The sequence below is a fragment of the Streptomyces sp. NPDC045846 genome (assembly GCF_056431605.1).
In genome coordinates this window covers 47,269-63,590 of sequence record NZ_JBWKKJ010000011.1, presented here as the reverse complement: position 1 = coordinate 63,590, position 16,322 = coordinate 47,269, and the positions used below count along the sequence as shown (strand labels likewise).

General features: G+C 72.0%; 15 protein-coding genes. 10 read left to right on the top strand and 5 right to left on the bottom strand.

The window, feature by feature from the left end; genetic code table 11:
- Positions 1–10: 10 nt before the first annotated feature.
- The 3 genes from AC07F3_RS29305 to AC07F3_RS29295 form a co-directional block, all read right to left on the bottom strand.
- Complete coding sequence (locus AC07F3_RS29305) at positions 11–2,092, bottom strand: lipopolysaccharide biosynthesis protein (protein ID WP_479117631.1); 2,082 nt, start codon at positions 2,090–2,092, stop codon at positions 11–13.
- A gap of 91 nt (positions 2,093–2,183) precedes the next feature.
- Positions 2,184–3,329 carry a DegT/DnrJ/EryC1/StrS family aminotransferase gene (locus tag AC07F3_RS29300; RefSeq protein WP_479117630.1) on the bottom strand — a complete coding sequence of 382 codons (1,146 nt, stop codon included), beginning with the start codon at positions 3,327–3,329 and terminating at the stop codon, positions 2,184–2,186.
- 156 nt (positions 3,330–3,485) lie between these two features.
- A complete protein-coding gene (locus AC07F3_RS29295) occupies positions 3,486–4,388 on the bottom strand; it encodes an RNA polymerase sigma factor SigF (RefSeq protein WP_479117426.1) in 903 nt (300 codons plus the stop codon).
- A 245-nt stretch (positions 4,389–4,633) separates the two neighbouring features.
- Between AC07F3_RS29295 and AC07F3_RS29290 the strand changes: the two genes are divergently transcribed.
- The 6 genes from AC07F3_RS29290 (at position 4,634) to AC07F3_RS29265 (ending at position 9,946) form a co-directional block, all read left to right on the top strand.
- Positions 4,634–5,002: an STAS domain-containing protein gene (locus AC07F3_RS29290; RefSeq protein WP_479117425.1), complete on the top strand. Its 369-nt coding sequence runs from the start codon at positions 4,634–4,636 to the stop codon at positions 5,000–5,002.
- Between the two features lie 64 nt (positions 5,003–5,066).
- A complete protein-coding gene (locus AC07F3_RS29285; RefSeq protein WP_479117424.1) occupies positions 5,067–5,576 on the top strand; it encodes an ATP-binding protein in 510 nt (169 codons plus the stop codon).
- Between the two features lie 177 nt (positions 5,577–5,753).
- Positions 5,754–6,410 carry a peptidase gene (locus AC07F3_RS29280; protein ID WP_479117423.1) on the top strand — a complete coding sequence of 219 codons (657 nt, stop codon included), beginning with the start codon at positions 5,754–5,756 and terminating at the stop codon, positions 6,408–6,410.
- A 55-nt stretch (positions 6,411–6,465) separates the two neighbouring features.
- Positions 6,466–7,404 carry a COG1470 family protein gene (locus tag AC07F3_RS29275; protein ID WP_479117422.1) on the top strand — a complete coding sequence of 313 codons (939 nt, stop codon included), beginning with the start codon at positions 6,466–6,468 and terminating at the stop codon, positions 7,402–7,404.
- 32 nt (positions 7,405–7,436) lie between these two features.
- Entirely contained in the window at positions 7,437–8,513 is a 1,077-nt protein-coding gene (locus tag AC07F3_RS29270) for a hypothetical protein (RefSeq protein ID WP_479117629.1), read from the top strand.
- A gap of 14 nt (positions 8,514–8,527) precedes the next feature.
- Positions 8,528–9,946: a hypothetical protein gene (locus tag AC07F3_RS29265; protein WP_479117628.1), complete on the top strand. Its 1,419-nt coding sequence runs from the start codon at positions 8,528–8,530 to the stop codon at positions 9,944–9,946.
- 71 nt (positions 9,947–10,017) lie between these two features.
- On the opposite strand, the gene AC07F3_RS29260 is transcribed toward AC07F3_RS29265, so the two are convergent.
- Positions 10,018–11,517: a peptide MFS transporter gene (locus tag AC07F3_RS29260; RefSeq protein ID WP_479117421.1), complete on the bottom strand. Its 1,500-nt coding sequence runs from the start codon at positions 11,515–11,517 to the stop codon at positions 10,018–10,020.
- Positions 11,518–11,986: 469 nt separating this feature from the next.
- Here AC07F3_RS29260 and AC07F3_RS29255 point away from each other — a divergent pair, with 469 nt between their 5' ends.
- On the top strand, positions 11,987–12,664 hold the full coding sequence (locus tag AC07F3_RS29255; RefSeq protein WP_114039337.1) for a response regulator transcription factor: 678 nt from the start codon (positions 11,987–11,989) through the stop codon (positions 12,662–12,664).
- A gap of 13 nt (positions 12,665–12,677) precedes the next feature.
- The gene (locus AC07F3_RS29250) at positions 12,678–13,949 is read left to right on the top strand and encodes an ATP-binding protein (protein WP_479117420.1); all 1,272 of its coding nucleotides are present in this window, start codon (positions 12,678–12,680) and stop codon (positions 13,947–13,949) included.
- A 24-nt stretch (positions 13,950–13,973) separates the two neighbouring features.
- On the opposite strand, the gene AC07F3_RS29245 is transcribed toward AC07F3_RS29250, so the two are convergent.
- On the bottom strand, positions 13,974–14,477 hold the full coding sequence (locus AC07F3_RS29245; RefSeq protein WP_479117419.1) for a GtrA family protein: 504 nt from the start codon (positions 14,475–14,477) through the stop codon (positions 13,974–13,976).
- Between the two features lie 157 nt (positions 14,478–14,634).
- Here AC07F3_RS29245 and AC07F3_RS29240 point away from each other — a divergent pair, with 157 nt between their 5' ends.
- Together AC07F3_RS29240 and purE are read left to right on the top strand one after the other, a co-directional pair.
- Positions 14,635–15,786: a 5-(carboxyamino)imidazole ribonucleotide synthase gene (locus tag AC07F3_RS29240; protein ID WP_479117418.1), complete on the top strand. Its 1,152-nt coding sequence runs from the start codon at positions 14,635–14,637 to the stop codon at positions 15,784–15,786.
- Positions 15,783–16,322, top strand: a complete 540-nt coding sequence (gene purE / locus AC07F3_RS29235) for a 5-(carboxyamino)imidazole ribonucleotide mutase (RefSeq protein ID WP_479117417.1) — start codon at positions 15,783–15,785, stop codon at positions 16,320–16,322. Before AC07F3_RS29240 ends, purE begins: the two co-directional genes overlap by 4 nt.

Genomic DNA, 16,322 nt, shown 5'->3' with positions numbered 1-16,322 from the left:
CGCGGCCGCTTCAGGCGGGCCGTTCCCGGTCGCTGAACCAGCGGTACGTCAGGGCGGCCGCCGTGGCCGCGCACAGCCCGGCGAAGACCGGCAGCGCGGCCGCGGCGAACGCGTGCTGGGCCGCCCAGCCCGCGACCGCGAGCACCCACACCACGACCGAGACGACCCGCCAGTGCGCCCGCAGCGCGCGCAGGGCCACCGTCGCCAGGGCCAGGCAGAGCAGGTGCAGCACCGCCGGCAGCCAGCGCTCGATGCCGTCGCGCGAGGCGAGCCCGGCGCTCTCGGCGAGGAACCGGACCAGGGGGGTGTGCCAGGGTCCCGACACCGGGTCGGGCGGCACCCCGAGGATGACCGGCGCGGTGTGCAGGGCCGCCACCGTCACCCACAGCCCGGCCACGAGCAGCCCCGGGCGCGGCCGGTACAGCGACACCGCCGCACTGCACACGACGATGAGCAGCACCCCCGCGGTCAGGCTCACCGGCGGCAGGTGGGGCAGGAGCCCGGTGCCGTTGAGGTCGCCGCCGGGCACGTCCGCGGCGCGCGACAGCGGCACCCAGAACAGGCCCGCCGCGAGGCCGAGCAGCAGCCACAGGGCGGTCGTCAGGAGCGACTCGTCGCTCTCGCGGGCCGCCGGGTCGGGCAGCGTGCGCAGGTGCAGGGTGGTCGCGGAGCCCGGTTCGGGGTGGATCCCGGGGACGTACACGGGGATGCCGAGCGCGGGGGTGGCGGTGTCCATGCCACCGCGCAGATACGCGGTCTGGGTGGCCCAGCGGGTGCCGTACTCGCGGGCCTCCTCGGTGCGGGCCGCCTGTGCCAACAGGGCCCAACGGGTGCCGTACTCGGCCGACTTGGGGGCGCGCGGGGCGCGGACGGCGGCGCGGCCCGCGAGCGCGGCGCGCAGCCCGGGCACACAGCACAGCGCCATCACGGTCATCGCGCACAGCTGGGCCCAGCCGGCGCCGGAGATCCCGTACACACCGAGCAGCACCGCGGCGCTGCCGAGGACCAGGGCGCACATCGCGCCTTGGAGGATCGCCAGCATGCCGGTGCGGCCCTGGACGCGCAGGACGCCGATGTACAGCTCGACGGCGACCCGCGGGATCGCGGCGGCGGCCAGCAGTTGGAGGACGAGGGTGCCGTGCTGGGCGTAGTCGTCGCCGAACGGGCGCAGGATCTGGCGCGCGAACAGGAGCAGGAACAGCACCACCGGGATCAGCAGCAGCGCCATCCGGCGCAGCGCTCCGCGCACCCCGTCGGCGAGCTTGTCCGGGCTGTGCGAGGAGTGCGCGGTCAGCGAGGAGGCCATGTTGGTGGCCATGAACTCCATGGTCCCGCCGACCGTGTACGCGATGAAGAAGAACCCGTTCTGGGCGGCCGGGAAGCGGACCGCGACCATCACCGGCAGCAGGTTGATCATGGCGAGCGAGAACAGTGCCCCGACCGAGTCCCCGGCCAGGAAGCGGCCGATCTCGCGCAGCTCGGGCACCGGCCGGTCGCGGTCGGCGGCGGCCTGCGCGGGGATCAGCCTGCGGAAGACCAGCCAGCCCAGCGGCACGATGGAGAGCACCATCGCGGAGGCCCAGGACACGAACACGCCGAGGGCGAGCGCCGAGAACACGGCGAGCAGCAGCAGCTTGCCGAGCGAGAACACGGCGTTGCCGACCGGCACCCAGATCGCCTTGCGCAGCCCGGTCAGGACGCCGTCCTGGAGGGTGAGGACCGCCCAGGCCACCGACGACACCGTGAAGACGACCCCGGCGGTGAGCCCGCTCAGCGGCGCGTACGAGGGCCCCCACAGCGGCAGGCTGCACAGGAAGACGACGCAGGCCACCGTCACCACGACGGTGCTTCCCAGGTAGGCGCGCCGCACGAGCATCCCGGTCGAGCGGCCGGCCCGGGGGACGTAGCGGACCACCGCGCCGATCATGGTGGTGGCGGTGATCGAGGCGAGCAGCTTCATCGCGGCGATGGCCGCCGAGCCCTGCCCGACCGCCTCCTCGCTGTAGTAGCGGGCCGCCACCAGCCAGAAGCCGAGGCCGAGCGCGGCCGAGACGGCCGTGGACAGCATCAGGGCGTAGGCGTTGCGGAACATCGAGTCACCGGCGTCCGCGGGCGCCGTGCCGTCCGTGACGGCCTGGTCGGACGGCACCGGGGTGATGTCCTCGATCTCGGTCCTGGCCGTGTCAGCCACCGGCGGGGCCGCCCCTCGCGGGCCGGACGCCCGCCGCGCGCAGCACCTCGATGGTGCGCCCGGCCTTCAGCGGGTCGGCGGGCAGGGCGTGCCGGGCGAACCAGCGGCCCGGCCCGGGCGCGGGCGAGGGGTCGGTGAAGGCCTCGCCCGCGTAGTCGTCGAGCGGCGGGTCGTACAGATAGCCCACGGTGATCCGGGCGCGGGCGAGCGCCGCGCGGGCCGCGTCGCGGTCCTCGACGAGCAGCGGCACCCGGAACAGGGGCTGCGCGGGCCCCGGCCCCGGCCGCGCCCACTCGGTGGCGAGCAGCTCCTCGGCGCCCCGGCGGTGCGCGTCGAGCACGGCGTCGAGCCCGTCCAGCTTCCGCCGGATGCGGGCGGTCCGGGCCCGGCCCGGTGTCGCCCGGTAGTCGTGCATGTCGACGCGGGCCCAGGAGTGGAAGGCGGCGAGGTCCGGCGCGGCCCGCAGGGCGCGGCTCAGGTCGGAGGGGCGCAGCGGCATCCGGATGTCCTCGCGCTCCTGCCGCCCCAGCATCCGCAGCACCGACCACGCGGCGGGCGCGAGGCGCAGCCCGCGGACGGTCGCCTCGGCGTACGGCCGGGCCCAGTAGGCGAGTTCGGCGCCCGCGCGGACCGGCTCCAGGAGGGTGTCGCGGGTCTTGGCGAGCGCCTCGCGCAGGCCCGGGTCGGCGATCGCGAGGAAGCCGCCCGCCTTGGCCGCGGTGTGCTTGGAGAGGCTGAAGACGGAGGCCTGGCCGAAGGTGCCGACCCCGCGCCCGGCGACGGTGCTGCCGATGGCGTGGGCCGCGTCCTCGATGAGCGGGATGCCCAACCGGCCGCACCGGTCGGCCAGTTCGGGCGCGGGGTCGGGGTTGCCGTACAGGTTGGTGGTCAGCACGGCGGACAGCCGGGGCCAGAGCGCGTCCGGTACGGCGGCCGGGTCGAGGGAGCCGTCGCGCGGGTCGAGCGGCGCCTGCACCGGGCGCAGTCCCGCCGCGAGCACCACGAAGAAGATGACGTCGTCGTTGACCGGCGACATCAGCACCCGGCCGCCCGGCGGGCACCAGTGTCTGAGGGCGAGGTAGAGGCCCAGCCGGCAGGACGGCACATAGAGGCACTCGCGCCCCAGCCGTGCGCGCATCGGCCCTTCGAGCTCTTCGTACGCCATGAAGTCCCCCCAGACCCCCCGCAACCCCAGCGCTCAATGTGACCCAGTCCACACCGCTTCGTCAACAATGCGGAAGGGCCCGTACCTTGACGGTACGGGCCCTTCCGCACAGGGTGACGCGGCAGTGCGTCACTCCTCGACGGTCAGCCCCTTGCGCAGCTTGCGCAAGGTGCGCGAGAGCAGCCGGGAGACGTGCATCTGGGAGATGCCGAGCTCCTCGCCGATCTCGGACTGCGTCATGTTGGCCACGAAGCGCAGCGAGAGGATCTTCCGGTCCCTGGCGGGGAGTTCGGCGATCAGCGGCTTCAGCGACTCGACGTACTCGACGCCTTCGAGGTCGTGGTCCTCGTAGCCGATGCGGTCGGTCAGCGCGCCTTCGGAGTCGTCCTCCTCGGGCTGGGCGTCGAGGGAGCTCGCGGTGTACGCGTTGCTCGCCGCCATGCCCTCGACGACTTCTTCCTTGGTGATGCCGAGGCGCTCGGCGAGCTCGCCCACCGTGGCCGAACGGTCCAGCTGCTGGGCGAGTTCGTCGCCCGCCTTGGCGAGGTCCAGGCGGAGCTCCTGGAGCCTGCGCGGGACCCGCACCGACCAGGAGGTGTCGCGGAAGAAGCGCTTGATCTCGCCGACGATGGTCGGCATCGCGAAGGTGGGGAACTCCACGCCGCGCTCGAACTCGAACCGGTCGATGGCCTTGATCAGGCCGATGGTGCCGACCTGGATGATGTCCTCCATCGGCTCGCTGCGGGAGCGGAAGCGCGATGCGGCGAACTTGACCAGGGCCAGGTTCAGTTCGACGAGCGTGTTGCGCACGTAGGCGTACTCGTGCGTGCCCTCTTCGAGCGTGTCCAGGCGGGCGAAGAGCGTCTTCGACAGCGCCCGGGCGTCGACGGGGCCGACCTCGGTGTAGGGCGGGATCTCGGGAAGTCCCTCAAGTCCCTCTGCTGTGTGCGATCGTGCGAGTGGGGGGCGGATGTCCTGCGGGTCCTGCTTGATCGACGTATCCGCTTGCGATTCGTCGAGCCGGGGTGACATGGGTCTCCTCCATCGTTCTCGGCATATGGCTGCCGATGCCCATACGTGTTGTCCGCGGTGTGCGGCGCCTCCGTGGCCGGTCGTGTTGAATAGCTGTCCCTACTACCCCTACCCGCTTTGAGCACGCTCTCGCAAGGCTTCTTTGTCCTTGTATGTCCGGTTTGTTGGGATGTTCGGGTTCCGAATGGCGTGGGGAAGGCGTAGTGTTCTTGGGAAGTTACGACGAATCGGCGAAGAGGGACGGCATGGACCGCGGCACGGTCGGCAGCACGAATCGGGGCCGGCTCCGGGTCGGAGTCCGCACCGCGGGTCGCAGTGAGGTTCTGACACCCGCGGGTGAGCTTGATCACCACACCGCGGATCTGCTCAGGGAGCCTCTGGAAGCGGCCATCGATCAGGGGCGCACGCGACTCGTCGTCGACTGCTCGCAGCTGGAGTTCTGCGACTCCACCGGACTGAACGTGCTGCTCGGCGCCCGCCTCAAGGCGGAGGAGCTCGGCGGCGGGGTCCACCTGGTGGCGATGCAGCCCGTCGTGGCGCGAGTATTCGAGATCACGGGGGCGGAGGCCGTCTTCACCGTGCATGATTCGCTCGATACCGCTCTGTGTGACTGACCCCGATTCGTCCGGGCAGGAGAGCAGACTGAAGACATTGGCGAATCGGTGAGGTGAAGCGCTGATGAGCACCACCCGGGAGCAGGCTCCGGGCGACCGTGGGCCCGAGCCCCAGGGAGCCCGGCCCGACACCGTGCCGTTGGAGCCCGACGGCACGGGCGCCGTCGCGTCCTCGCGCGTTCTCGCGCTGGCCGGCGCGAGCGGCATCGTCCCGATGGCCCGGGACTTCACCCGGCAGGCCCTCTACGACTGGGGCTGGATGCCGGCGGCGACGGCGGAGGGCCGCGCCGCGTGCGAGGACGTGCTGCTCGTCGTCTCCGAACTGGTCACCAACGCCTGTCTGCACGCCGAGGGCCCCGAAGGGCTGAGGGTCTCGCGCACCGCGAAGGTGCTGCGTCTGGAGGTCAGCGACCTCGGTGCGGGGCAGCCCGCGCCCCGCACCCCGCACCGCGCGGGGCGGCCCGGCGGCCACGGCATGTTCATCGTGCAGCGGCTGTGCCTCGACTGGGGCGTGGTGCGCACGCCGGGCGTCACCGGCAAGACGGTCTGGGCGGAACTCGCGGCACCCGCGTAACTCCTGTTCACGGTTACCGGCGGTTCGGACCGCCGGTCCACAGCCGTGCCCGGACCTCGATCCCACCCTGCTCTTTGTCTTCCCTCGACAAGGTCCCCGGCGTACCTTGGCCGCCCGATCTGATGTGCCGTCAGTAACTTGGCGGCCCTCGATACAACCGGCAAAGGGGAATTCGAGGTGTCGTACCAGAAGAGGACAGCGCTCGCGCTGGCGGCGGCGGTCGCGGGCCCGGTGGTGCTGATCGCCGCACCGGCGGCCCAGGCCTCCGTCGTGGACGTCAACTACAACTGCCAGACGCCGATCGGCGCGAAGAGCGCGGTCTCGCCCATCGACATCAAGGCCGTCAAGAGCGGCAGTTCCTACAACGTGACCATGTCCTTCCAGAAGGGCGTCTCCTCCAGCCCGGTCGCGCTCGGCGCGGGCGCGATGAGCCCCAGCGCGGTGATCGACCTCGGCGGCGCCGACAAGGGGACGCTCTCGGTCAAGGGCCCCGCCAACTCCGCCGAGATCCCCGCCAACTCCCCCATCAAGATCAGCGACTTGTCGGGTACCTACGTACCCAAGGCCAACGGCAAGGTCACCTTCACCGCGGGCGTCCTCACCATCAAGGCGCTCGGCACCACCACGACCTGCACGCCCGGCAACAGCCCCGGCCCCTCGCTCGAGCTGGACGTCTCCGGGGCCGGCGGCAGCGGCGGCGGCGCGGCCCCGGCCGCCCTCCCCAAGACCGGACCCCTCGACTCGGCCGTGGCCCTCGGCACCCTCGGCGGCACCGTCGTCCTGGCCGGCGCGGCCGGAGTGCTGTGGCTGACCCGCCGCAACCAGCGGGCCTGACCCCGACTTCCGCACGCCCCGACCGGGGAACCCCCTCGCACCCGAGGAGCCGCCGATGCGTCCGATCCGCCTGGCCCCGCCGGCCGCGGCCCTGCTGCTGTGCGCGCTCGCGGCGCCCGTGGCCCAGGCCGCCCCGGCGGCGAGCGGGGACTGGACCGCCGCGCCCGCAACCGGCGGCGGGACCCGCTCCAGCGCCGACGGCAGGCCCTGCTTCTACCTGGAGGGAGCCCCCGGCGCGGTCCTGGAGGACAAGGTCTCGCTGAGCAACCCGAGCGGCAGCCCGCTCACCGTGAAGCTGCGCGGAGCCGCCGCCCACAACGCCGCGGACGGGGCCTTCGCCGTGCGAGGGGAGCCTGACCCCTGGATCGCACTCGCCGCCCCCGAGGTGCGCGTTCCGCCGCGCACCCGCGCCGACGTGCCGTTCGCGGTCACCGTCCCGGCCGGCGCCCGGCCCGGCGACCACCCCGCGGCCGTGCTCGCCTCGGCGGGCGGCCGCGAGATCGGCGTCCTCGTCCAACTCCGCGTCGCGGGGCCCACGTTGAGCGCGCTGACCGTCGAGTCCGTACGCGTCGACAAGGCCCACGGTCTCATCCGGTACGCCCTGGTCAACCGCGGCAACACCGCCCTGGTCCCGCGTCTCGCGCTGCACGCGGACGGTGTGTTCGGCCGCGCCCTGGACCGCCCGGCCCGCACCCTGCCGCTCGAACTCCTGCCGGGGCAGCGCGTCGAGCTGACCGAGCCCTGGCCGCACCCGCCCGCCCTCGACCGGGTCACCGTCCGCCTCGACGTCACCGCGGACGGCGGCGCCCGCGCCGACGCCCGGGCGAGCGTCGCCTTCGTGCCGTGGGGCGCGGTCGCCGGGGCGGTCCTCGTGCTGCTCGGGTGCGCGGCCACCGCCCTGCGACTCGTCCGGCGCAGCCGGTCGCGGCCCGTGCCGAGCGGTGAAACACCCGTACCAGAACGCGAGTTGGCGCAGACGGGAGCCCTTCAGTGACGCCACGCCCGAGGGGCGCGACCCTCGCCCTGATGCTGCTCGGCCTCCTCGGCGCGGTGACGGCCCCGCTCGCGTACGCCGACACCGGCAAGCCCGCCCCCGCCGTCGCGCTCTCCCGGGCCGAGGCCGCCAAGGGCGCCGACATCACCGTCACCGGCACGGGCTGGCGGCCCGGCGCGCTCCTCATGCTGCTCGTGTGCGGACAGTCCTCGCCCGACCGGGGCGTCATCGGCGGCACCAACTCCTGCTCCAACGCCGACGGCCAGGCCGTCACCACCGACGCCAAGGGCGCCTTCAGCAAGGTCCTGCCGGCCGTCCCGCCGCCCAAGCCCTGCCCCTGCGTCGTCCACGTGGCCACCGTGCAGGGCGAACAGGCCGTCGTGGACACCGAGTTGAAGATCACCGGGCAGCCGGTGGCGCCGCTGCCCGACGAGAGTGGCGACGGCAAGCTCGCGGTGCTCGCCGAGCCCCGGCTCGACGGCGGCAGCACCCTGCTGACCTGGTTCGGTGCCCCGCCCGCCCGCACCCTGGTCTTCACCGTCGGCAACCTGGGCTCGGCCCCCGTCAAGGACCCCGTCTTCCAACTCGGCACCGCCCACGGCGTGTTCGCGCCGCAGTGGGAGGACCGGCAGTGGAAGGGCACCGTCCAGCCCGGCCAGAAGGCCGAGATCAAGCTGGACTTCGAGCTGTCGGCCGGCGCCCACGGCGACTACCAGGTCTCGCTCCAGTACGCGCACAAGCTGCTCGCCACCGAGCCGTGGGGCGTGGACCGCCCCTGGGGCGTGACCCTCTTCTGGATCCTGCTCTGCCTGGTGGTGCCCGCAGCGGTCTTCCGCATCGGCATGGCCGTCGTCGACCGGCTGCGCCCGCGCGAGGGCGGCCGGGCCCGGCCCGCCCGGCACCGCGGCGTACGGCTGCCCGGCCTCACCCTCCGGCCGATGCGGGACCCGGGCCCGGCCGGGCCCGGGAAGCCCCCGGCCGCTCCGGGGCCCGACCAGGGCGCCCCGCCCCGCGCCACGGCCCCGCTGCCGTGGTTCACCCCCGACTCCGCACCGTCCGAGAACCACCCCACCCGTTCACGACGTTCCACGACGAAGGGAAATCCGTGACCACGCAACGGAGGATGAGCGCGGCCGGTCTCGCGCTGATGCTCGGCGGCGCGGGGATCATGCTGGCCGCAGGCCCCGCACAAGCAGCCGAAGTCTCGTACGCCACCGAGTGCATACCGCCGTCCATCTCCGGCCTGCCACCGGTCGAGGGAACGACGAAGGTGCAGATCACCGCCCCCGCCACGGCCAAGGTGGGCGACGTGGTGGACGTCGTCTGGAAGTTCACCCAGGCCGCGTCGAACAACCCGGGCGTCCTCGACCTCAACAAGGACGTCGTCCAGCCGACCGGCACCCTGAAGGCGGGCGGCGCGCAGAGCGCCGACATCCCGATGAAGGGCCCCCGGCAGAACCCGCCGATCCCCAAGAACAGCCCGATGATCCTGCCGGACATGACGGCCAAGCTGAAGCTGACCAAGGCGGGCGACGTCACCCTGACGCCCGACGCGTACAACATCAACGTCAACCAGATCATGTCGACGGACACCAAGTGCACGCCGAAGGCGGCGGTCGGGGTCGGTGCCACCATCAAGGTGGCGGACGGCGGGGGGACCACCGGCGGCACCACCGGAGGCTCGACGACCGGCGGCACCACGGGCGCCACCACGGGCGGCTCCGCGTCCGGCGGCAGCACGGCGTCCGGCGGCACGACCGGCGGCTCCGCCTCGGGCGGCACGACCGCGGGCGGCGCCTCCGGCGGGTCCACCACGGGCGGCACGGCCACCGGCGGCTCGGACTCCGGTGGCACGACCGGCGGCAGCGGTGGCCAGAGCGACTTCCCCGGCAAGGAAGTGGCCGTCAGCTTCGCCTGCCAGTCGCCCGGGCCCGCCGCCATCCAGTCCAAGGTGACCATCAACGCCAAGAAGAACGGCGGGAGTTACGACCTCACCGTCAAGACCGCCAAGGGCGTCATGAACAGCCCCGCCGACCTTCCCGCGGGTGCCCTCAAGCCGTCCATGCAGGTCGCCGTCGGCGGCGCCGACAAGGGCTCGGTGGCCGTCACCGGGCCCGCCAACCCCGACCCGATCAAGTCGGGGGCGCCGGTGAGCCTCACCGACATGACGGGCACCTACAAGCCGGGCGCCTCCGGCAAGTCCACGCTCAGCCCGGGCGACCTGTCCATCGACGTCACCCTGGGCGGTGCGCCGATCCACATCCCGTGCAAGGTCTCCGGCTCGGCGCCGGTCTCCCTGGAGCTGGACACGGCGGCCCAGCCCGGCGGCGCGGCCGGGGGCAGCGGCTCCGCGGGCACCACGGGGGGCACGGCGGGCTCCAGCGGCACCGCGGGCGCCTCGTCCTCCGGCGGCCTGGCCCAGACCGGGGCGAGCGACGCCGGCGCCCTGCGCGCGCTCGGCCTGGTCGCGGGCACCGTGATCCTGCTCGGCGGCGCGATCTTCACCTTCACCCCCTGGAAGCGGCTGCGCGGCACGCGCTGACGCCCCCGGGAAAGCGAAGAGCCGCCGCACCCGAACGGTGCGGCGGCTCTTTCACGTACGGCGGGGGCGGGTCAGTGCACGCCGCCCATGAGGGGCTTGACCTTCTTGCGGAACATGAAGATCGAGACGCCCGCGACCACGGCGAGCGCGCCCTGGCTGGCGAACCAGTACGTGGAGTCGGTCGGCGCGCCGACCAGCTGGAGCAGCGCGATGACCGAGTCGCCGGCCGTGACGGCCAGGAACCAGACGCCCATCATCTGCGAGGCGTACTTCTCCGGCGCCAGCTTGGTGGTCAGCGAGAGGCCGACCGGGGAGAGCGTGAGCTCGCCGACGGTCTGGATCAGGTAGACCATGCACAGCCACAGCGGGGTGACCTTGACGTCGCCGGACGCGGCGGCCTGGGCCAGCATCATCACGAAGAACGAGAGGCCGATGAGCGTGAGGCCGAAGGCGAACTTCGACAGCGTGCTCGGCTCCTTGCGCCGCTTGTTCATGTACACCCAGAGCCAGGCGAAGACCGGCGCGAGGGCCATCACGTACAGCGGGTTCAGGGACTGGAACCAGCTGGACGGGAAGTTGAGCCCGAACAGGTTGTTGGCGGTCTTGTCCTGCGCGAAGACGCTCAGGGTCGAACCGGTCTGGTCGTAGATGCCCCAGAAGACGGCCGCGGCGACGAAGAACCAGACGTACGCCGACATCCGCGACTGCGAGACCTCGTCGAGGTCCTTGTCCCGCTTGATGCGCAGCAGGCACCAGGCCGGGATCACGAGACCGGCGATGGTCAGCGGCCACATGGCCCAGTCCACCGTGAAGTGGCCCGAGACGGCGAGGGCGCCGTAGGCGACGACCGCCACGCCCAGCCACATCAGGACCTTCTTGATGATCGAGGCGCGCTCGGCCTCGGACATCGGGGTGGGGACGACGTCGCTCTCCGCCGACATGTGGCGGGTACCGAGGAAGAAGAACAGCAGACCCAGCGCCATGCCCACGCCCGCGAGGGCGAAGCCGAAGTGCCAGTTGACCTTCTGGCCGACGGTGCCGATGGTCAGCGGGGCGGCGAAGGCACCGAGGTTGATGCCCATGTAGAAGACCGTGAAGCCGCCGTCGCGACGCGGGTCGTTCTTGTCCGGGTACAGGTGGCCGACCATCGTGGAGATGTTGGCCTTGAGGAGACCGGAACCGAGCGCGATGGCCGCGAGACCGATGAAGAACGAGATCTCCATCGGCACGGCCAGCAGGAAGTGGCCGATCATGATGATCGTGCCGCCGATGGCCACGGTCCTGCGGGCACCCCAGGCGCGGTCGGCGAGCCAGCCGCCCGGCAGGGCGAGCAGGTACACCATCGCGTTGTACACGGAGTAGATCGCGGTGGCCGTGGCCATGTTGAACCCGAGCCCGCCCGAGGACGCCGGGGCGACCAGGTAGAGCACGAGCAGGGCCCGCATGCCGTAGAAGCTGTAGCGCTCCCACATCTCCGTCATGAAGAGGTTGGCCAGGCCGCGGGGGTGGCCGAGGAAGGTCTTCTCGGTGCCAGTGGTACTGGCCGAGTCCTTCGTCAGGCTGGACGCCATGGTCGATCCTTGCTTGCTCGGGACGCGCGCTTCGTGAGCGTTGAGTCGCGCCCGGTGGGGGAGGGCCGGCACCGGCATGGGGGCTGTCCCCCCAACGCCTTTGGGGTCCGGCTCCGTGGGGGAGCGCGGGAAGGACAGACCACACCGGGATCCACGCCCGTGCGCTTCTTCGCGCTGGGGCCCGGCCCGTAGGTCATTCACTGAATCTCAAGACTGGCTGAGCCCGTCTTGTGCAGAAAAGAGACCCTTGGCGCGCCAAGCAGGCCAAAGGTCCTTGAGTAGTGCTATAGGCGTTGGGACACCATACGTCACCAGAGTGCGGCATATGGAAGGACTTGAGACATGGATCACAGGCGTCCCTGGAACCACTGACCCTGATTCGAAGGTGTTAAACAAGATCGCTTCATAGACCCGCAGGGTGGGTGGATCACCTGACGCATTGTCGCCGCCGCGGACTACCATCACCCCCATGACCCGTGTACTGCTCGCCGAGGACGACGCCTCCATCTCGGAGCCACTGGCCCGCGCCCTGCGCAGGGAGGGTTACGAGGTCGAGGTCCGCGAGGACGGCCCGACCGCCCTCGACGCCGGACTGCAGGGGGGCGCCGACCTGGTCGTGCTCGACCTGGGGCTTCCCGGCATGGACGGCCTCGAAGTCGCCCGGAGGCTGCGCTCCGAGGGACACACCGTCCCGATCCTCGTGCTCACCGCCCGCGCCGACGAGGTGGACACCGTCGTCGGCCTGGACGCCGGCGCCGACGACTACGTGACCAAGCCCTTCCGGCTGGCCGAACTGCTCGCGCGGGTCCGGGCGCTGCTGCGGCGCGGCGCCACCGAGCCGGTGGCCCAGCCCGCCACCCACGGCGTGCGGATCGATGTCGAGTCGCACCGCGCCTGGATGGGCGACGAGGAGCTCCAGCTCACCGCCAAGGAGTTCGACCTGCTCAGGGTCCTGGTGCGGGACGCCGGCCGGGTCGTGACCCGCGACCAGCTGATGCGCGAGGTCTGGGACACCACGTGGTGGTCCTCGACCAAGACGCTCGACATGCACATCTCGTGGCTGCGCAAGAAGCTCGGCGACGACGCGGCCAACCCGCGCTACATCGCCACCGTCCGCGGAGTCGGCTTCCGCTTCGAGAAGAGCTAGAGCACCGGGGCACATGCGCCGTCGACTGATCAACTCCACACTCGCGGTCGTTCTCGTGGTGATCGCGGTCTTCGGCGTCTCCCTCGTCATCGTCGAGACACGGACCATCAGCAGCAGCGCCCAGGAGAGCGTGGACTCCGAGGCGCTGCGGCTGGTCTCCGTCGTCGACAGCCGCACCCTGGCGAACGAGACGATCAACGCCCAGGTCCTGAACGAGCAGATCGACCCCAAGCGGTACGCCCGCATCTCCATCCCGGGCCGCCCGGTGATGGAGATCGGCCGCAAGCCCGAGGGCACCGTCATCAAGGGCACCGCCCAGGGCGAGCGCGGCGAGGCCGTCCTGGTCGAGGAGTCCCGCTCCACGGTCACCAAGGAGGTCGGCCGCACCCTGCTGATCATCGGCGCGGTGGCCCTGCTCGCCATCGTGTCCGCGGTGCTCCTGGCCGTACGCCAGGCGAACAAGCTGGCCTCCCCGCTCACCGACCTCGCCGAGACCGCCGAACGGCTCGGCTCGGGCGACCCGCGCCCGCGGCACAAGCGGTACGGGGTGCCCGAGCTCGACCGGGTCGCCGACGTGCTCGACTCCTCGGCGGACCGGATCGGCCGCATGCTCACCGCCGAGCGCCGGCTCGCCGCGGACGCCTCGCACCAGCTGCGCACGCCGCTGACCGCGCTCTCCATGCGCCTGGAGGAGATCGCCCTCACCGACGACCTCGACACGGTCAAGGAGGAGGCCACCATCGCGCTCACCCAGGTCGAGCGGCTGACCGACGTGGTGGAGCGGCTGCTCACCAACAGCCGTGATCCGCGCACCGGTTCGGCCGTGGTCTTCTCGCTCGACGAGGTCGTCAAGCAGCAGCTGGAGGAGTGGCGCCCGGCCTACCGCAGCGCGGGCCGCGCGATCGTGCGCTCGGGCAAGACCGGTCTGAAGGCGGTCGGCACCCCGGGCGCGGTCGCCCAGGTGCTGGCCGCGCTGATCGAGAACTCGCTGATGCACGGCGGCGGCACCGTCGCGGTGCGGACCCGGGTCACCGGCAACCAGGCCGTGGTCGAGGTCACCGACGAGGGCCCCGGGGTGCGTCCGGACCTCGGCGCGCGGATCTTCGAGCGGACCATCAGCGGCCGCAACTCCACCGGCATCGGCCTCGCGGTCGCCCGCGACCTCGCGGAGGCCGACGGCGGGCGGCTCGAAATGCTCCAGCAGCAGCCCGCGGTGTTCGCGCTGTTCCTCAGCCGGGAGGCACGGGGGCGCCGGGAGCCGGAGCCCCCGGAGACGATCCGCTGAACCGAAACGGTTCGGCGGGCGCGGTCAGTGCTTCGCGGGCGTGACCGGCCGGGGGTCGTCGAGAAACGATTCCGCCGTCTGCAGGGCCTCCCGGACGGGCAGCGCCCGGAACACCCAGGTGCGGTAGGACCAGAACCGGAACAGCGTGCCGAGGCCGATGCCGAGGAACTTGAAGAAGTTGTTCTGCCACGGGCTGTTCCAGCCGAAGCCGTACGTCGCCGCGTACAGGATGCCGTTCTCGATCACCGCGCCCACCACGCTGAACAGCAGGAACAGCGTGAGCTCGCGGGCCCGGCCGCTCTTCTCGCGGTCGCGGTAGGTGAAGTAGCGGAACCCCACGTAGTTGAAGGCGATCGCGATCGCGGTGGCCAGCAGGCTGGCCCGCACCACCTGGAGCTCGGTCGTGTGCCGCAGCAGGTTGAAGGCGCCCATGTTCACGAGCACCCCGAGACCGCCGACAGCGCCGAACTTGGCGACCTCGCGTACGAGCAGTCGCAGTCGCGCAGGCGACGCGCCCTGTGCACTCATGGTGATCGCCCAGCCCCGTCCGAGTAGGTGTGCTTTTCGTGCCAGTCAACCCGCCCATGCTAACCACCCCCTCTGTGCAACGCCTGTGGGCACTGGCAAAACGGCCCGCGCAACCCGGCCCTGCGGGTGCCGCGGGGGCGCCGGATACCCTGGAGGCGTGACGTTCCCGGTAGTCGGCATGGTCGGCGGCGGTCAGCTCGCCCGCATGACCCACGAGGCGGGCATCCCCCTCGGCATCAGATTCAAGCTCCTCAGTGACACCCCGCAGGACTCGGCGGCCCAGGTGGTGAGCGACGTCGTCATCGGCGACTATCGCGACCTGGACACGCTGCGTGACTTCGCGCGCGGCTGTGACGTGATCACCTTCGACCACGAGCACGTGCCCACCGAACACCTGCGGGCCCTGGAAGCGGACGGCATCGTCGTCCGCCCGGGGCCCGACGCGTTGGTGCACGCCCACGACAAGGGGGTGATGCGCGCCCGGCTCCGCGAGATCGGCGCGCCCTGCCCCCGCCACCGCATCGTGTCGGATCCGTCCGACGTCTCGGCGTTCGCCGCCGAGGGCGACGGCTTCCCCGTCATCCTCAAGACGGTCGTCGGCGGCTACGACGGCAAGGGCGTGTGGTTCGTGCGCTCCGAGGCGGACGCGGCCGACGCCTTCAAGGCGGGCGTCGCGGTCCTCGCCGAGGAGAAGGTGGACTTCGTGCGCGAGCTGGCGGCCAACGTCGTGCGCTCGCCCAGCGACCAGGCCGTGGCCTACCCGGTCGTCGAGTCGATCCAGGTCGACGGGGTCTGCGACACGGTGATCGCCCCCGCGCCCGACCTCGACGACGAGCTGGCGGGCGAGGCCCAGCAGCTCGCGCTGCGCATCGCCTCCGAGCTCGGCGTCGTCGGCCACCTCGCGGTCGAGCTCTTCGAGACCCGCGACGCCGACGGCGTGCCGCGCATCCTCGTCAACGAGCTCGCGATGCGCCCGCACAACTCGGGCCACTGGACCCAGGACGGCGCGATCACCTCGCAGTTCGCCAACCACCTGCGGGCCGTCCTCGACCTCCCCCTGGGCGACCCGCGCCCGCGGTCGAAGTGGACCGTGATGGGCAACGTCCTGGGTGGCGACTACCCGGACATGTACTACGCGTACCTGCACTGCATGGCCCGCGACCCGCAGCTCAAGATCCACATGTACGGAAAGGACGTGAAGCCCGGCCGCAAGGTGGGCCACGTCAACACCTACGGCGACGACCTCGCGGACGTCCGCGAGCGGGCCCGCCACGCAGCCGACTACCTCAGAGGAACGATCACCGAATGAGCAGCGCTTTCGCCCAGGGTCCCGTCGTCGGCATCGTCATGGGCTCGGACTCCGACTGGCCGGTCATGGAGGCCGCCGCCAAGGCGCTGGACGAGTTCGAGATCCCGTACGAGGTCGGCGTCGTCTCCGCGCACCGGATGCCGCACGAGATGATCGCGTACGGCGAGGACGCCGCGGGCCGCGGCCTGAAGGCGATCATCGCCGGCGCGGGCGGCGCCGCCCACCTGCCCGGCATGCTGGCCTCGGTGACCCCGCTGCCCGTCATCGGCGTGCCGGTGCCGCTCAAGTACCTCGACGGCATGGACTCGCTGCTCTCCATCGTGCAGATGCCCGCGGGCGTGCCGGTGGCCACCGTCTCGGTCGGCGGCGCGCGCAACGCGGGCCTGCTCGCGGCCCGCATCCTGGCCGCGCACGACGGTGAACTCCTGGGCCGCATGCGGGAGTTCCAGCAGGAGCTGAACCACCAGGCCACCGAGAAGGGCAAGCGGCTGCGGGCGAAGGTCGAGGGTTCGGGCGCCTTCGGATTCGGAAAGTGA